Source organism: Ochrobactrum sp. MYb379 (genome assembly GCF_037479515.1).
GTDB lineage: Bacteria > Pseudomonadota > Alphaproteobacteria > Rhizobiales > Rhizobiaceae > Brucella.
Genome location: NZ_JBBGYW010000004.1, coordinates 450,720 through 467,147, shown reverse-complemented (window position 1 = coordinate 467,147; position 16,428 = coordinate 450,720). Strand labels below are relative to the sequence as shown.

Below are 16,428 nucleotides of genomic sequence, written 5' to 3'. Positions count from 1 at the left end.
TCACGGCGTGGAGCTTGTCTTTTCGGACCTTGCAACCTGTTTGCTCGCAGCCACCGAAAGCTTTGCGGTATTGTCGACTTCGCGCATTCGCAACATCCAGTATTTTAGGCTTGTGTCATCAAGTTTGCTAACAATGTGCTCAAAAGTCTCAGATGTTTCATCCTGACCGAGCTTGAAGCGTGCCGATACAGAAACAATCTGCGCCCTAAAGCCAACAATTGCTGTCTTGAGCTTCTCATATCGTTCGCCGATCTGATCAATAGACCACGGCAATGGTTGATCCTGCTCCATATGCGCGACTGTCCGGCGAAGTGCTTCATCAGTCAGCCCATCATCGGTGCTGATATCTGCGATGATTTTGACCGTTATAAAGTTCCACGTCGGCGCCCAGTTTGACCGCCCGGCCATTGCGGGGGAAATGTATCCCGCTGGACCGTGAAAAATGAAGATAGCGCGCGCGACAACACCTTTTCCCCGAACGAGGGTCGACCGGCGCGGTAAGTGGCCCAACAGACTTGAGGGCTTACCCGATGCATCCCTTTCAAGCAAAACCGGCATATCAAGCGTTGAAGGATCTTCATCTAACCCCAGAATACTGGCCATCGGATAGGCGCCAACGACATCCGATAAATCCTGATCTGACCAGGTACTGAACTTATCACTCATTTTATTCTTTCATTATCCCTTCTCAGCAGAAGCGATCATAGAGGCATCAAGAAAGCCGGTTTATCGTTTGTCAGCGTGGCCCAAAATATTAAGCACCACACGCGAAAATACCCTGGCACCAATCAGTATAAGCTCATCAGGAAAATCGTAGTCCGGACTATGAAGAGCCTGTACTGCGTGTCCGGCGCCTAAGAAAAACATCGCCGAAGGCGCCACAGAGCGGAATCGTCCAAAATCCTCCGATCCGCGCATTGGTAAATCGCCGGGACCAAAAGCCACACCTTCATCAGTCATAGCGACTATAAGATGTTCCACCGCCTCAGGACTGTTCTCACAATGCGGAAACACATCATGATAGTCTATCACGACATCAAGTCCGTCCTCATACGCCACCTTTTGCACAAGCGCCTCAACATCGGCTTGCAGTACATCCATGCGGCTATCCGTCAAGGTTCGAAGCGTTGCCCATATTTCGGCAGAACCCGGCGCAACCCCAAATGTGGGCTCGCCCAGCGCAGCATGGGTGACGGTGATCATCGCAAATGAATGAGCAATCTCCTCACCTGCTTTCGGCATGTTTTCCGAAAATGCTGCCAAATTCGGCATAAGGCGCGACAAAGCCAACATGGGCGATTTTCCGGTTTCGGGCGTCGATGCATGCGCGGTCCGTCCGGTTAAACGCACTCTAATACCACGTGATGCACAATTGACCGGACCTGTTTTCAATACACAATAGCCCATGTCATAGCCGGGCATATTATGCAGTGAAAATGACAGATCTGGCCGTATTTCCTCAAATGCCGGATCTTCCAGAACAGCTAACGCACCCGCCCCTGTTTCTTCAGCGGGCTGAAACAGCAGAATTGCGCGCCCCCTGGCGGGGCGATTTCGGGAAACAACACGCGCAAAGGCTGCCATCGTAGCCATATGACCGTCATGTCCACACATATGACCCTTACCGGCCCTAACCGATGCGTGAGCGAGGCCATTCGTTTCCGCAATCGGCAGAGCATCAAGTTCACAACGAAACAGAACTGATGGGCCTGGCTCACGACCTTCAAACACAACAGCCACACCAGTCTGCCCGAGCGCCGTTAACATGCGATCCGGCTTAAGAGGTTCGAGAAATGAGACGACGCGTTGCGCTGTCTCATACTCTTCGCCCGATATTTCTGGATTACGATGCAGATCATGTCGAAATGCAACCAATTCCCGAATATCCTGATCAGAGAACAAAGCTTGCCCCGCTTGGTCAGTCAATGTGCGCTTCCTTCCTCTTAATTTTTGAGAACGTTTTTTATAAATCGGGCGCCATCAGCGATTGCTTCCCGTGCCAAACTCGACATGGACATCGCTTCAAGAAATGAATGCGTTGCACCTTTGTAAATTTTATAATCTGGTTTTGCACCAGTATCCTGCAACTTGGCTACCATCGCGTAGCTATTATCGGCAATGATGTCCCGGTCAGGAATCACAAAAAATGTGGGCGGAAGATCACGGACATCGGCCTTGAGCGAATAGATTTCCGGACTAATCAAATCCTCGGTAGAGCGCGTGTAATTCGAATAATAATAGTTAATCTCATCGCGGTCCATGACCGAGCCAGAACCACCATGCAGTGCTTCAGCCTCATCGGAGCATTCGGTCGAAAAACCTGCATAGTTGAACAAAACACCCTTAAGAAAGGCCGCCTCACCCTTTTCCCGCAAGCGAATTACAACAGCCATGCTGATATTGCCTCCGGCAGAATCTCCGCCAATTGCCACGCGATCAAGAGCGATGCCAATATCCGCCGTTTTCAGCCAGGTTAAAGTATCTTCGACCTGATCGATTGCTACGGGATATTTGTATTCAGGTGAGAGATAATAATCCAACCCAAGAACCTTAACATTCGCAGCAGCCGCATATTCCCGCATCAGGCGATCATGTGTATCTATACTAAAAAGTGTGAACCCTCCGCCATGGAGATAAATGAGCAGCGGTGCCTCATCATCAAGACCGGGAATGTATAGGCGTGCGCGCATCGCACCATGCCTCGTTGGGATCGACAACTCGCGAATATCTGCCATTTCGGGCCCACCCTGACGAAATGGTTCTCGAACAGCTTCAGCAATCTTACGCGCTTCGTCCGTCGAGACAGACGATAATGAGGGATGCTTCGCCCAACCTTCACGCATCTTTGCGAGAAAAAGCCTAATCTCACCATCAATGGGCGAAAGATCGAGTTCGGATTGTGCAGCCAGAAGAGTTTTGTTCACTGGATTGTTCCTATCAATTGTCTTGGCCAGACGACCCTAGCAACTGTCCACTTTGAACTGCTCGTTCTATCGGGTCTTTTACTTTCTCATTCAGGCCGTTATCGAACGCCGCGACAAATTCTGCGCTGCCCGATAATGGCTAGGTGGAAAGCCGAAAGAACGATGAAAAACTGAGGTAAAGGCCGAAACACTTTCATAGCCGATACCAAAGGCAACTGATGTGATTGAATGGCCTGCATGCAGCAAAGAAACTGCGTGCATCAACCGAACCTGCAACCGCCATGTCGCCATGCCCATACCGGTCTCATTCTTGAAAATACGGGTAAAAGTCCGGCGTCCCATATTGGCGATAGATGCCCAATAGTCGATATCACTCTGATCGCTTGGGTTCTCGATCAGCTGATTGCAAACGCGTAAGATACGATTGTCGCGCGGCATGGGGATATGAATATTCATCGTTGGCATGCGCGGGATTTCATCAAGAAGCAACCGGACAATCTGCCCCTCGCGTCCCGTTTCATCATAGGCAAAGTTGAAGGTTACAATCTCGCCGATCAGCGCGCAGATCAGATCAGACACCTCGAATACACGGCATTTTTCAGGCAAGTTATCGAGTGTAGGATCGATGTAAACAACGTGAAACCTGACATTCTCTCGACAACTGGTTTGATGGCGCACACCGGGAGGGATCCAGATAGCGCGATTGGGCGGCAAAATATAGCTCGCATCTTCCGTCGTGATACAAAGAACGCCTGAAATCGAAAAGCTCAATTGTGCTCGTTCATGGGAATGAAACGGATCAACATAGCCAGCCGGATACTCATCAGACAGCGTTACCACTGGTCGAATTGTAAGAGGATAATCTTGGCTGCGTTTCATTGTGTCTCCCGGCGCATTACGACTCCCTTATATTCATTGCCGATTTTGACGTCCCTATAGCCAAATTCAAGTAGTATAGTTCTAAATTACCTCAAATTGGCCAAATCGAAGAACTTTCAGTCCCGCAAGCGACAAACTTTCGCTGGCTCTGCTGTTAGTCTGATGGTGTGCGGGCTCTATGGAACTTTTGATTAGAGTGCCGAACCAAACGACCTATCAAAAAGGGGAACGGTATGAATACCACCAGAAAACTCTCTGGGGCATTGCTTATTGCGTGTGGATTTCTAGTTTCATCCGCTGGTCTGGCAACTGCTAATGACATTTCAAAGTGCATTTTATCGGGTGCGAAAGGGGATATATCACTCACTCCCGCGAACCCCGGCGTGATTACTGCCGAGATAGCCCTTCCAAATCCTGGTTGGTTGAATGGCGATACTCCAGACCATATCCTTGATGGCTTCGAGTATTGCCTTGCAGCAAACATTGCTCATCGTGCTGGCTTCGACGAAGTTAAGCTTGTCGTCTCCTCAGTGCCCGCAATGATTGCAAATAATAACCAGAAGAAAGATCTGGGCATGGCAACGCTCTCCATCACGGATGAGCGCAAGAAAGTCATCGATTTTTCATCGCCTTACTTCTCTTCCGACATTGGAGTTCTGGTAAAAGCCGGTAAAAAAGTCGACGCAGATGCGATGAAAACATTCCGCATCGGCGTTCTGCAAGGGACCACCGGCGCAAACTTTGTAAGCGATCGCATAAAACCCGAAGACATTCGTGTTTATTCCGAGAATCCTGCAATGTTTGCAGCACTTATGGCTGGCCAGATTGATGCGGCTGTCACCGATACGGCAATTCTAATGGCGCAAGCAGCAAAATCGAACGGCGCACTGGAAATCGCCGGACAATATGAAACAGGTGAGTCTTACGGTGCAATTCTGCCGAAAGGCTCCCCAAACAAAGAAGCCATTGATAAGGTGATAGATGACATGCGCGCCGACGGCACGCTAAAGAAAATGGCCTCGACCTATCTTTCCGGCATATGGGGCGCTGATCCGACAACAATACCTTACCTTCAACCATGATCGTTGGAGGAATGGTATGACTTCGATTTCTTCGGGTAAACCGACCCTACAATCTCAAAATAGCAAACGTTCTTTTGGCGCAGGTGCTGCGCCAAAAGATGTGCGTGGGTGGACAGCCTCTGCTGTCATATGTTTCTTTCTGGTTTCAATTGGTATGTGGGTTACAGCCCGCGAAGCCTATCACAAATCTGTAACACTTGATGTGCAGCCACTTTTAGCCAGCGCTATACCAGGCATAGCAATCATCTGCATATTAGCGCTTTGCTGGCCAGCTGTGCACACTATTCTGAAAACACAGGAAGTGAGAAGAGCGCTTGAGGCAGATCAACTCATAGAGGCACGCGTTGCAACCGCCAAGGCGCTGGATTACGCCCAATATACAATTGGGTTTTCCGTATTCGCAGCCGTCATTGTCGCATTCACCCAGTTTTTGCTGGCCAATGATCTTGCGGTCAGCAAAACCTTCCTCTCGCCTTCGCTCATTTGGCAGTCATTCCCTCTGATACTCAAGGCCTTCTGGGTCAACATTTATATCTTCCTGATTGCCGAAGTTTGCGTTCTGGTTTGGGGACTTATCGTTGCAATCGCCCGACTTGTTCCGGGCAAAACTGGCGCACCTATCAGAGGACTCGCCATACTCTATACAGATATCTTCCGGGGGATGCCCGCTATCATCACCATATATCTGGTGGGGTTTGGGTTACCTTTGAGTGGCCTACCGATACTCAGCGGACTGTCGGTTGAGACTTACGCAATCATCGCACTGACTTTAACATTTGGCGCATATGTGGCCGAGGTTTATCGCTCGGGCATTGAAGGCATTCACTGGAGTCAGGTTGCAGCAGCAAGATCGCTCGGCCTCTCTTATATCCAAACCATGCGTTATGTCATCATTCCTCAGGCGGTCCGACGGATCGTACCACCTTTGCTAAACGATTTCATTGGCTTGCAGAAGGATACAGCACTGGTCAATATCATTGGATCGGTCGACGCCTTTAATCAGGCCAAAATCCTCTCCAGCAATCACTTCAATCTCTCACCGGTTTCTGTCGTCGCTTTCATCTTCATCCTGATCACGATTCCGCAAGCGCGTTTTGTTGATCGGATTTTAGAGCGAGATCAGCGTCGGACGCGTGCGGCATAAGGTTATTTGCAATGGCTATCATAGAAGTAAAGAATATTTCAAAAAGCTATGGCGATTTCAGAGTTTTCGATGGGCTTAATCTTGAGGTTGAAGAGCATCAGGTCGTTTGCTTGATTGGAGCTTCTGGCTGCGGAAAATCAACACTGTTACGCTGCATGAATGGTCTTGAAACCATCGACAATGGCGAAATTCGAATTCATGATGACCGCATCACAGGGCCCGGGGTCGATGTGAATGCCCTGCGTCGTGATGTTGGTATCGTTTTTCAAAGCTACAATCTGTTTCCGCATATGACTGTGTTGGAGAACATCATTCTGGCTCCTTGCAAAGTATTGGGCCAAAGCAAAGCAGATGCGACCGCAATTGCCCTGCCCTTGCTTGAACGTATTGGGCTGGCACATAAAGCAAATGCTTACCCTGACCGTTTGTCTGGCGGGCAACAGCAACGAGTTGCAATCATTCGTGCGCTTGCAATGAGCCCGATGATCTTACTGTTGGACGAAATCACATCAGCCCTCGATCCTGAACTGGTTTCTGAGGTTCTCAACATAGTCCGCGATCTTGCCGAAGATGGTATGACGATGTTACTTGCTACTCATGAGATGGGGTTTGCGCGCGAAGTATCCAGCAAAATATGCTTTCTCGCTGAAGGCAGAGTTTACGAGGAAGGTACTCCAGAGCAGATTTTTGGAAACCCAAGCGGAGAGCGTACAGCTGCATTCCTTCAGCGCATCGTCGAAGCCGGTCGAATTTAGTTCTTTGACTTAAGATCGATATATGCCGTGATCTATTCACGAGTTAAATAATATACGTCTCCTTCGCGTTGTCCGCGAAGGAGACGACCCCTGCATCCCTGACGGGGGGCGCTGCCGGATGCAGGAATGGCGGTTTACCACTTCATCTTGAAGCCAACCCGACCAGAGATGCTGTCATTTTTGATACCATTATGGCCAAGGTTGCGGCTATAATCACCACTGGCAAACAGAGAAACCTGTTCAGTCAACTGGCCGGAAAACCCAAAACCGAGTTGCCCTCTGGTTGCATCAAGGTCACTGCCTAGTGTCACGCGATTGTTGCCTTCAAGATTAGAAAAACTCGTTTTTGCTTTATCACCCATAGTATGCCAGACATTGACACGCGCCCATGCTGAATAACGTCGGCCATCTTCAGCTTTCCAATCGCGAGAAACTTTTGCGCCAATGCGACCATAAACAATGTCGTTGCTGGGAAAGGCAATCTGGCCAAACTGATCTGATGTATCATCCAGCGAAACATGTTGGTAGATAAGCTGAGCCTGAGGCTCAACAGTCCACCCATCATTGAGTGCATAACGATATCCGCCTTCGAGAGAGGAGATAAAACCCCATCCTGCTGTTTGCATACCAACGTTGTCCACCGAACTGCTATGCACCTGATCGTAACGTGTTCCCTGAACGACAGCGTCAGTGTACCAGCCAGTATGATCAAGATGGGTCCAATAACCGCCGAAGCTATAACCATTCATCGACAGGTCACCGGCTTTACCGCCATAGACGCGGTCAACGTCGGCCTCAGCACGACCAACACCTACGAACAATCCCAGAAAATCAAGCGAACCATTCGCGCGCTCACCCCGATACAAATCTCCACCCGCCTGGAAGCCTCCTAATGTGTAACTATAGGAAGCACCATCACGATAAAAGTCCGCGAGGTGTTGCTCAGCGTCACCAGACGCAGTGCCAGCATTTCCATGTTCTCCGAACGCGCGGAACCAGAAGGCTGATGCATTCAGATCAATTGTATCCCGCCTATCGTGATATGTACCGAGCATAGCTAAACCAAACCGGGAAGCAAGAACAGGAGCGACCATACTCAGCGGCACTTCCGAGCGATAGTCCGGAAGCTCTGGATCGGGCTTAGGCTCTGGTTTTGGATCTGGATCCGGGTTGGGCTTTGGGTCAGGGTCTGGCTCTGGCTCTGGGGTCGGGTTATATGTGGAGCGCAAATACCATTGTCCATCAAACGTACCAGAGTAATCCCCAGCGTAAAGCGTATAGTCATACGCGCCCGCTGAAATACGCCCCTGTTGCACAAAGGCCCCACTGCTTGCCTGACTGGCATCGACAAGCATAATCCCATTGCCTGTTGTTAGTGCACCAAGACCGCCGGCATTATTAACGCTCACCCGGCTGATGCCGTCAACAGCCCCCTCAAAAATCAGACGATCCGTCTTAGAACCGTCATCTCCGAGTTTGCTATTGAGGACAAAGAGGCTATCGTCAGACGTGAAATCGCCTTTCACCGTCAGCGTCTTAAAACCATCCTCATTGGGTGAAGCAAATGAAATTGTACCGGCGCTGTCCAGCGTGTTAATGATGGATGAACCGGTAATTTCCCAGGCACTTGTGTTGTCTATCGACAGTTTGTCGAGCATAGTGCCAGTATCGCTTTCACGCGCAGCCCCTGACAATAAACTTCCATCACGAAGATCAAAATTGACTGCCCCACTGGCAACAAGAATATCACCTTCAAGCAGGGAACCTTCCGCATTCACACTTGCTGTTCCAACTGGCATCGGAATGATGTTGGTGCCATCATTATAGATATAATCCGCGCTGGAGAACAAAAGTGCATTATGACCTTTACCGTTAACGCTGGTATTCTTGAGGTTAAATGTGCTGCTACCTCCGCCACCCACGCGTAGCGCAGGGCCTTGTGCAACATGAATAGTTGAATTTGCCAGATCAACGCTATTGATGTGCTTTGTGACAGGAGTGACATTCTCCGGCGTATTATAGCCAAGCAAATATATGCCAGCAGCATTCTCGCCAGTGGTAACGATACTCGTATCAGAAATATCCATATGTGAGCCAAATGTGACGGCAGCTCCATGCGCATAACCGCCGGATGTCGTAATAGATGTTCCACCAGACAGAAGTATCCGCCCTGTACCATGACTACGCGCACCTATGGCACTTTCACCGCTGGTTTTTATAATCAACCCACTGGCATCTATTGTCGACCGCGTTGTTGCAACCAACCCATAGGCGCTTTCACCTTCGGTCGTGATTTTAGTGCCCGAAATCGTGACATGCGAAGGCGCCCAGCTGTTCACACCACCATTGCCAGCAGCGACACCATGTCCACCCAGGCCATAAGTAAGAATGCTACCGCCATTGATAACTGAACGTACATTTATATTTTCAATCCCAGTGGCGTTCGTTCCATGAGTGACGATGTCCACCCCATCCGCACGCAACTTTACCTTGCTCGTATCGCTTGTGTTGTTGGCAGCAAAAATCCCATTATTATAATCGCCCCAAGTCTCAATACGACCGTTGGAAAGAATTGTATCGCTATTTGTATTGGCATTAATGCCATAAGCACCACGACTTGTTGTCGGCGCATTGGTAGCAGCGTTCCAGCCAGTGCGGATATCAAAATTATTTGCGGTGAGCGTACCACTCATCGCTGAAATGCCGGCACCCGTTGTGGTTGTGATCCTGGTATCATCAACAAATATCGATGCCGAAGTCGATCCATATTTACCCTGCATCGAAATACCAACTTCGTCCGCCACGACACTGCTGCCAATCAATGACAAATGGCTCTCATCCATAGTGAGAATACCGCGTCGACCGGTGCCGCTACCGATAATCTCTACATTTTCCAAATAGACAGACGACCCATCACCGTAGATATTAACGACGTTACCAGCTGCACCAGTTGCAACGAGGCGCGCTGCCTTACCTTCTTCACCGACGATTCTGACAGTACTCGGAGCAGAGGAGCGATAGCTTTCAACGCGCAATGCTTCCGCAGCGCGACCTTCACTCACAAGATCGATGTCCGAATTAGTTATGTTCAAAGTACCATTTGTAACCCAGACGGCCGGTGCATCCAGTTGACCGTTTGCGGAAGTCGTATGCGCATGCGCATCCGAATTCTCGATAATACGCTCTTGACCTGCAGTAACCCGGATCTGTTGTGCAATTACTGGAGTTGCCGTCGCCGCGAGAACGATTACAGAAACACTGAGCATACAAGTCAAATGGTGGCGGCCGATGGCAGTGAATTGATTTTGGTGTTTCTGAGGCGACATGGAAGACAATCCTTACCCAAGTCCACCCTAAATAACTCTATAGAAAAAGTTAGAAATCGAACCATTTCTATTAAAATAAATAGAACAAAAATTAGACTTAATCTCCATAATAGAGATTAAGTCTAATATTCGCTCCACATATTAAGCTACCATCAGGTGGGTATTTGCTTTAAACTCCATGCACTTTTATAATTAAATTAACAAAAATAATTGCATAAAACTTCAGACGTTTTTAAAAAAGTACAATAATATGTAATGTGTGTTATCTGCATGACTTACGAAAAACGTAACATATGCAATAACTTATGCCGCAGCACGTCTGAACGAAGCGGGCGTGTACCCAGCTAAACGTTTAAATAGCGTCGCGAAGTGTGCCTGATCAGAAAAACCACAGGCGAAGCCAATCTCGGCAAGCGGCAAGTTTGAAGTGCCAAGCATTTCCTTAGCTTTGCTAACGCGTAACCGCATAACATATTGGTAGGGCGTCATATGCATTGTCGTTTTGAAACGCTGATGGAACGTCGTGCGCCCCATAGCACACAGAGAAGCGAGCTCACTGATATGTATATCGTGACCGAGGTGTTCGATAATATATTCATCAACCCTGCGCATTTGCCTGGAGGTCAGCCCACTCAGCCGCTCAGAACTGATTGCAACCGTTGATGTGACGGAATATTTGGCCAGCAAATCTGCACAAAGCGCACGAGACATGTAGTCGATTTTAAGTTGAGAAAGATGAGAAGGCTCGTTCAGGGATTGCTTGATCGAGCGCAAAAGCCAGCTCAAGCTGGCGCTTTTTTCGCCAAATACCGGCGAAAGTGAAAGCCTATCGGGACCAGTTTCAAACAGCTCATATGCGACTTCGTGCAACAGCTCAGGCCTCAAAAAGACATGTACGGCCTCTGTTTCATTGCCGATAACGCAATCAACCGGAGTGAGTGGCTCTGCAATGCTGATAGAATAAGCAGGTAGCACCGCAAGCTCTTCTTGCCCTGAAATGTTCCTATGCACTTGCGTATCGCTTAGACCCATACTCAACCAAAAGAAAGGAACCGAATGATGAGAACTTTCATGAGGGTGCTCGAGTGTATGCGCAGCAAATAGCTCCTGCCAGCCGTGCCTTTGGCTACTGCGGATCGTTTCTACCTCTTTCGTAACAAAAAGAGACGTGTCATTACCAAGTATTGTTGCCTTAGCTCCCTCAATGGGAAGCGACGTCGTCTCGACGACATTATTGATCGGCTGTTTCATCATTGCACACTTTGCCTGCTCAGGCTCCCACAGAATCTGTAGGGACCAAACGATTGAAATATGCAGCGCCCAGTTAGTTTATAATCCTGCTGCGTATGTAAAACAACTGCGGCTCCTAGAGAGCCTAGCTTCAATCGCGCTCAACATTTTACCAACAGCAAAACTCATCCGTCAGTAGGCTACCTTATGTATATTAACAGATGACAATATTAAGCCTTTGATTGAAATCAATCACGCTCGAACCACCAGCAATAATGGCATAGATACGCTGGAGATATATTCTGATATCTTCACAAATATAACATACAAACCAATGACTTATAATTGCCGTATCAACATATAATATCAGAAAAATTTTGTTACAGTTTAATTTTGTAAAACGGACCATTGGATAAATACACAAAGAAAATAAGGACCTGCATGAAGCATACCGGTCCTTATTGTCATTCCTCCAATTTAAAACCGATTTTTAGATCTGCTGGATGGACACCCCTCCGGCGGCCTTGATTTGGCAGTATTTGCACTGGGTAACCGAACGGAAAATATAAAAACCCAATTTATATAGTTTCCGTGACTTTGCGAAGGTTCATCGGCGTATCCGGATTTAATCCCCGAGCTTGTGCAACTTCTTCGATCAGGCGATAATAGGCGCCGAGCCCAACCAATGAGTCGATCAAACCGTTGCCTGTAGACGTGATCTTGATGCTCTTTTCTGTGCCCGCATTATCGCCAATTGTGATGACGTCTGCCCCCATTCCAATAAGACGATCGATTGCTTGCTTACCTGCATCGTAGGCTTCATCTCGATTGAGGAATGCGAGCACTGGAAAATCGCTGTGTACCAGGCGGATTGGGCCGTGCATTACTTCTGCAAGCGAAAATGCTTCCGCATGAATCCCACAGGTTTCTTTGGCTTTGAGCGCGGCTTCTTGTGCAACCGCAAAGCCAGTACCACGGCCAACCATATACATGCTTTCAACGGCAGCGAGACGGGAAACGAGATCACCATCAATTGCCGCAGTCGTTGTCTTCTCCAGAGCTTCCGGGAGTTTTACCAATGCTTGTTTCAGCGCAGCATCTCCGCTGATTTCTGCGGTAATGGCAGCAAGCGCTACGGCACCGGCTATACAGGATTTGGTCGCTGCCACGCTTTGCTCTTTACCGGCGTGCAGGTTTAAAACGATGTCCGCCTGACTTGCCAATGGACTATCAATCACATTGACCACTGCAACGGTAACAGCTCCACCCATTTTAGCCGCCTTCTGCAACGCGACAATGTCAGGACTCGCACCCGATTGCGAAACAGTAAAATGCAAACCATCCTGCAATTGCAAACGACTATTGTAGACAGAAGTTACTGAGGGGCCAATCGACGCGACAGGTATGCCTACGCTGATTTCGAACAGATACTTAAAAAAAGAAGCTGCATGATCCGACGATCCCCGCGCAGCCGTTGTAATAACGCGTGGCTTGAGCTGATCATAAATGCGCTTGATCTCAGCTATTGTAGCTGCTTCTTCGTTCAACACGCGAGAAACAACAGATCCCGCTTCTATCGTTTCTTGCCGCATAAAGGATATCGTAGTCATCGAAGACCTCATCATTAGACCAATAATTTTCGCGGTTTAGCCCTGCAAAATCGAAGCACCGCCTGCTGCCTGAACAGCCAGACTACCACGTCTGACGCCAGCCTCCAGACAATCCAAAGCGCAACGTCCCTCGATCCAAAGATCAATAAAACCGGCGTTAAAAGCGTCGCCGGCGCCTGTGGTATCAACGACGTCAACTTTTTCAGCTGGCAAATGAACTGAGGTTTTGTCAAAACGCAGCCAAGCGCCCTCGGCTCCCGTCTTCAGGACAACCAGCGGAAAGTGTTCAGATAGGATATCGAGCGCTTTGCTCGGATCACTCTCGCCGGTGATTGCTTCTGCTTCTTCGCTATTTGGGAGAAAAACATCCACGCCAACACAGTTTTTCAGGAAATTATCACTGTAGATAAGTGTTTCATCCCAGCTTGGATCAAGGGATATCGTCAAACCGGCGGCTTTTGCTTTTGCTATCAGATCAGGAATTTCGTGCAGTGTTGCATATTCTGCAATGTGCAAGTGCGTTGCATTTTTCCAGGCCAAAGCGTCTTCGAGTGTGGAAGGATGTGCTGTCCCTGCTCTGCGCGAAAGAAACGCCCTATCATTGCCTATAACGCTAGCAACCGTAAGCTGCGGCCCCGCATTCTCAGACGTTTCGAGAAAACGCAGATCAAGGCCATCGATAGTCAAATCAGTCGTGAGACCCTGCGAGAGACTGTCCGTACCAAGTCGCGCGACCAGCGCAACCGAGCGGCCAATATGAGCGAAATGGGCGGCGGAAATGAAGGCACCGCCGCCAGCTACAATTTTCATATCACGCGCGAATACCTCACGCCCCAGCTGTGGCAATGCCTCAAGGCCCGTGAAAATGAGATCGCAATAAAGTCGTCCTATACTCAGGACTGCGGGGGTTTTAAACTGCTTTGACATTATAGGCGACCGAGGCTCTTTTCTGTTTTATCATCGAACAGATACAGACTGCCAGCAGGCGCAAAGACTTGCAGCGTACTGCCGGAAACAGGCACAGTTTTGCCCGGTGCCGTTGCAATAACGGCATCACCATTCACATCAAGATGTACGAGAGTTTCCGCGCCAAGTGGCTCCACCGCAGTCACTACACCCTGCAACGACACACCACCTTCAGTGCCGGTTTCACCGACAGTCAGCTCATGCGGACGAATACCGATCAATATATCGCCATCCGCTGCAAACTCGACCGCATCACCCTTGCGGCGACCTTTCAGCAGATTCATCGACGGACTACCGATAAAACGTGCTGTGAAAACATCCACAGGATTTTCGTACAGCTCGGTCGGTGTGCCAGTTTGCAGAATATTACCATCACGCATGACAACAATACGGTCAGCCATAGTCATGGCCTCTACCTGATCATGGGTCACGTAAACCGTCGTTGTCTTGAGACTCTGATGCAGACGCTTGATTTCAATACGCATCTGAGCGCGCAACTGCGCATCAAGGTTGGACAATGGCTCGTCAAACAAAAATGCAGAGGGCTTACGTACCATCGCTCGACCAATAGCTACGCGCTGACGCTGACCACCGGAAAGTGCCGCGGGGCGACGATCAAGATAAGGTGTCAGCCCCAAAGATGCTCCGACCTCTTCGATACGCCTGGCTTTTTCAGCCTTCGAAAGCTTGGACGTATAAAGACCAAAACCAATATTCTGGCGCACGCTCATATGTGGGTAAATCGCGTAGTTCTGGAAAACCATCGCAATATTACGCTGCTTTGGGTCACGCTCATTGACGACTTCGCCACCAATTTTCAGCGTGCCACCGGAAATATCTTCCAAACCGGCAATCATGCGCAAAGTTGTCGATTTACCGCAGCCAGAAGGGCCGACGAATACGACAAATTCACCATCTGCAATTTGCAGATCAATTGCGCGGACTGCTTCGACTTTGCCGTAACGTTTGACAAGTTTTTCAAGTTCAATGGTTGCCATTAACGTGTCTCCGCAAGTGCGCTGAATATTTCATTAAGTTCGCGATCAGATTTTGCCTCGACCGCTGCATGTTTTGAGGCTTGGTCAGTAAAGCCCTGCGCAACAGCACGGTAATGCGCCAGAGCTTCACCCATTGGCTTTGATGACGGACCGCCCAAACGGTCGCGCACGGCAACAAAATGCTGCGGCGAAACCAGTTCTTCAAATTTGACCTGATCGAAAGATGGATCGCGTCCTGTAGCCTCATGGAAGGCTGTCAGGAACGGCGTAAAGCCATCTTTTTCCAACCCGCCACCTTGAGCGACCACCGCGCGGGCAACTTTGGCCGCAATCTCATGCGCTTGCCGGAAAGACAGGCCTTCAATCCGCACCAGTGAATCCGCCAGTTCAGTGATGGTAATGCACGAGCGGCGGATATTTTCCGCAACGCGCAATGGATCAATGCGGATAGCGTCAATGAACGCTGCCAGCAGATCGAGCACACGACCGGCAGAAGCAAAAGCCTCATAGCCCATTTGCTGAGTTTCGCCTTCACTGTCATTCATGTCGGTGAAAGGCGTATTATGCATCACATCCAGCACCGTACGGGCACGCCCCATGGTCTGGCTCGACAAGTGGCGCATATGCTCAATCGGTACCGGATTGCGCTTTTGTGGCATGATTGAAGAAATCTGCACAAATGCATTCGGCACATAAATCTGGCCGACTTCAAAACTCGTCCAGAACTGGAAGTCCTGAATGAGGCGCCCGAGATGAATGAACATCAACTCCAGCGCCGAATAGGTCGAGGTGACATAATCCACCGCGGCAATGCAGCTGTAAGAATTGTGTAAAGGGGCAGCAAAACCCAACAGTTCCGCGACCCGTTGGCGATCAATCGGAAAACCTGAGGTGGTGATGGCTGCCGCCCCCATTGGTGACTGGTTGACAATTGCACGCGCAGCTTCAATCCGCTCAATATCGCGGATCAGCACTTCTGTTGCTGCTGCCAGATAATGGCCGAATGTCGTTGGCTGTGCTGGCTGGCCATGGGTATAGGCCACAATCAACGTCGCCTGTTCGCGATCAGCCGCTGCAATCAGCACATCAAGCAAGTGACGTGATTTTTCCAGCAGCATATCAATGTGCTTTTTCAAACCGAGTTTGAACAGCGTGTGGTCAATATCATTGCGCGAACGTGCAGTGTGCAGCCGCCCGGCAACATCAGCACCGATACGGGCTTTGAGTTCCTTCTCGATGAGGAAGAAAAAGTCTTCAACCTCACCGGTATAAGACAACTCAGCCGGATTGATCTCACGATCAATCGCTTGCAATGCAACGGCAATCTGTGCTGCCTGTTCGCGATCAAGGATGCCGGTTTCAACAAGCATCACCAAATGAGCGCGGTCAATACGGCGGAAACCATCGACGTGATGTGTCTTGGCACCATCAAACAGCGGACGCAGAACAGTTTCTTTGTAAACCGGATTTGGAAATATACTGTTGTCGGACAGTTTTGGGTCGAGTTCAGACAT

At 49.3% G+C, this 16,428-nt stretch carries 13 protein-coding genes; 3 read left to right on the top strand and 10 right to left on the bottom strand.

The features are described 5' to 3' along the window. The 4 genes from WH356_RS12095 to WH356_RS12080 all read right to left on the bottom strand — a co-directional run bounded on the left by WH356_RS12095 (position 1) and on the right by WH356_RS12080 (position 3,803). Positions 1–666: an FMN-binding negative transcriptional regulator gene (locus WH356_RS12095; protein ID WP_339511061.1), complete on the bottom strand. Its 666-nt coding sequence runs from the start codon at positions 664–666 to the stop codon at positions 1–3. Positions 667–726: 60 nt separating this feature from the next. Continuing rightward, positions 727–1,926 (bottom strand): amidohydrolase, encoded by a 1,200-nt coding sequence (locus tag WH356_RS12090; protein WP_339511060.1) that lies wholly within the window; start codon positions 1,924–1,926, stop codon positions 727–729. Positions 1,927–1,943: 17 nt separating this feature from the next. Then, positions 1,944–2,924 (bottom strand): alpha/beta hydrolase fold domain-containing protein, encoded by a 981-nt coding sequence (locus WH356_RS12085; protein ID WP_339511059.1) that lies wholly within the window; start codon positions 2,922–2,924, stop codon positions 1,944–1,946. Between the two features lie 90 nt (positions 2,925–3,014). Further along, a complete protein-coding gene (locus tag WH356_RS12080) occupies positions 3,015–3,803 on the bottom strand; it encodes an AraC family transcriptional regulator (RefSeq protein WP_310014671.1) in 789 nt (262 codons plus the stop codon). 233 nt (positions 3,804–4,036) lie between these two features. Between WH356_RS12080 and WH356_RS12075 the strand changes: the two genes are divergently transcribed. Genes WH356_RS12075 through WH356_RS12065 form a run of 3 tightly spaced genes read left to right on the top strand, consistent with a single transcriptional unit; the run spans position 4,037 to position 6,784 of the window. Beyond that, on the top strand, positions 4,037–4,885 hold the full coding sequence (locus WH356_RS12075) for an ABC transporter substrate-binding protein (RefSeq protein WP_339511057.1): 849 nt from the start codon (positions 4,037–4,039) through the stop codon (positions 4,883–4,885). A 16-nt stretch (positions 4,886–4,901) separates the two neighbouring features. Then, positions 4,902–6,029: an amino acid ABC transporter permease gene (locus WH356_RS12070; RefSeq protein ID WP_339511055.1), complete on the top strand. Its 1,128-nt coding sequence runs from the start codon at positions 4,902–4,904 to the stop codon at positions 6,027–6,029. Between the two features lie 11 nt (positions 6,030–6,040). Beyond that, positions 6,041–6,784 (top strand): amino acid ABC transporter ATP-binding protein, encoded by a 744-nt coding sequence (locus WH356_RS12065; RefSeq protein WP_339511053.1) that lies wholly within the window; start codon positions 6,041–6,043, stop codon positions 6,782–6,784. A 134-nt stretch (positions 6,785–6,918) separates the two neighbouring features. Here WH356_RS12065 and WH356_RS12060 read toward each other — a convergent pair whose 3' ends face one another. The 6 genes from WH356_RS12060 to argH all read right to left on the bottom strand — a co-directional run bounded on the left by WH356_RS12060 (position 6,919) and on the right by argH (position 16,428). Continuing rightward, positions 6,919–10,110, bottom strand: coding sequence for an autotransporter family protein (locus tag WH356_RS12060; RefSeq protein ID WP_339511051.1), 3,192 nt, complete (start codon positions 10,108–10,110; stop codon positions 6,919–6,921). Positions 10,111–10,413: 303 nt separating this feature from the next. Continuing rightward, positions 10,414–11,364: an AraC family transcriptional regulator gene (locus WH356_RS12055; RefSeq protein WP_339511049.1), complete on the bottom strand. Its 951-nt coding sequence runs from the start codon at positions 11,362–11,364 to the stop codon at positions 10,414–10,416. Between the two features lie 554 nt (positions 11,365–11,918). Next, positions 11,919–12,950 carry an SIS domain-containing protein gene (locus tag WH356_RS12050; protein ID WP_339511047.1) on the bottom strand — a complete coding sequence of 344 codons (1,032 nt, stop codon included), beginning with the start codon at positions 12,948–12,950 and terminating at the stop codon, positions 11,919–11,921. Positions 12,951–12,986: 36 nt separating this feature from the next. Next, entirely contained in the window at positions 12,987–13,877 is an 891-nt protein-coding gene (locus WH356_RS12045; RefSeq protein WP_339511045.1) for a carbohydrate kinase family protein, read from the bottom strand. Then, on the bottom strand, positions 13,877–14,914 hold the full coding sequence (locus tag WH356_RS12040) for an ABC transporter ATP-binding protein (protein ID WP_339511043.1): 1,038 nt from the start codon (positions 14,912–14,914) through the stop codon (positions 13,877–13,879). The genes WH356_RS12045 and WH356_RS12040 overlap by 1 nt, the downstream gene beginning before the upstream one ends. After that, positions 14,914–16,428, bottom strand: a complete 1,515-nt coding sequence (gene argH / locus WH356_RS12035; RefSeq protein ID WP_339511041.1) for an argininosuccinate lyase — start codon at positions 16,426–16,428, stop codon at positions 14,914–14,916. The genes WH356_RS12040 and argH overlap by 1 nt, the downstream gene beginning before the upstream one ends.

Excerpts from the sequence above, each read along its gene's own strand:
- WH356_RS12095 (WP_339511061.1), bottom strand. The coding sequence starts at position 666 with ATGAGTGATAAGTTCAGTACCTGGTCAGATCAGGATTTATCGGATGTC.
- WH356_RS12080 (WP_310014671.1), bottom strand. The coding sequence starts at position 3,803 with ATGAAACGCAGCCAAGATTATCCTCTTACAATTCGACCAGTGGTAACG.
- WH356_RS12075 (WP_339511057.1), top strand. The coding sequence starts at position 4,037 with ATGAATACCACCAGAAAACTCTCTGGGGCATTGCTTATTGCGTGTGGA.
- WH356_RS12070 (WP_339511055.1), top strand. The coding sequence starts at position 4,902 with ATGACTTCGATTTCTTCGGGTAAACCGACCCTACAATCTCAAAATAGC.
- WH356_RS12065 (WP_339511053.1), top strand. The coding sequence starts at position 6,041 with ATGGCTATCATAGAAGTAAAGAATATTTCAAAAAGCTATGGCGATTTC.
- WH356_RS12060 (WP_339511051.1), bottom strand. The coding sequence starts at position 10,110 with ATGTCGCCTCAGAAACACCAAAATCAATTCACTGCCATCGGCCGCCAC.
- WH356_RS12055 (WP_339511049.1), bottom strand. The coding sequence starts at position 11,364 with ATGATGAAACAGCCGATCAATAATGTCGTCGAGACGACGTCGCTTCCC.
- WH356_RS12050 (WP_339511047.1), bottom strand. The coding sequence starts at position 12,950 with ATGACTACGATATCCTTTATGCGGCAAGAAACGATAGAAGCGGGATCT.
- WH356_RS12045 (WP_339511045.1), bottom strand. The coding sequence starts at position 13,877 with ATGTCAAAGCAGTTTAAAACCCCCGCAGTCCTGAGTATAGGACGACTT.
- WH356_RS12040 (WP_339511043.1), bottom strand. The coding sequence starts at position 14,914 with ATGGCAACCATTGAACTTGAAAAACTTGTCAAACGTTACGGCAAAGTC.
- argH (WP_339511041.1), bottom strand. The coding sequence starts at position 16,428 with ATGTCTGAACTCGACCCAAAACTGTCCGACAACAGTATATTTCCAAAT.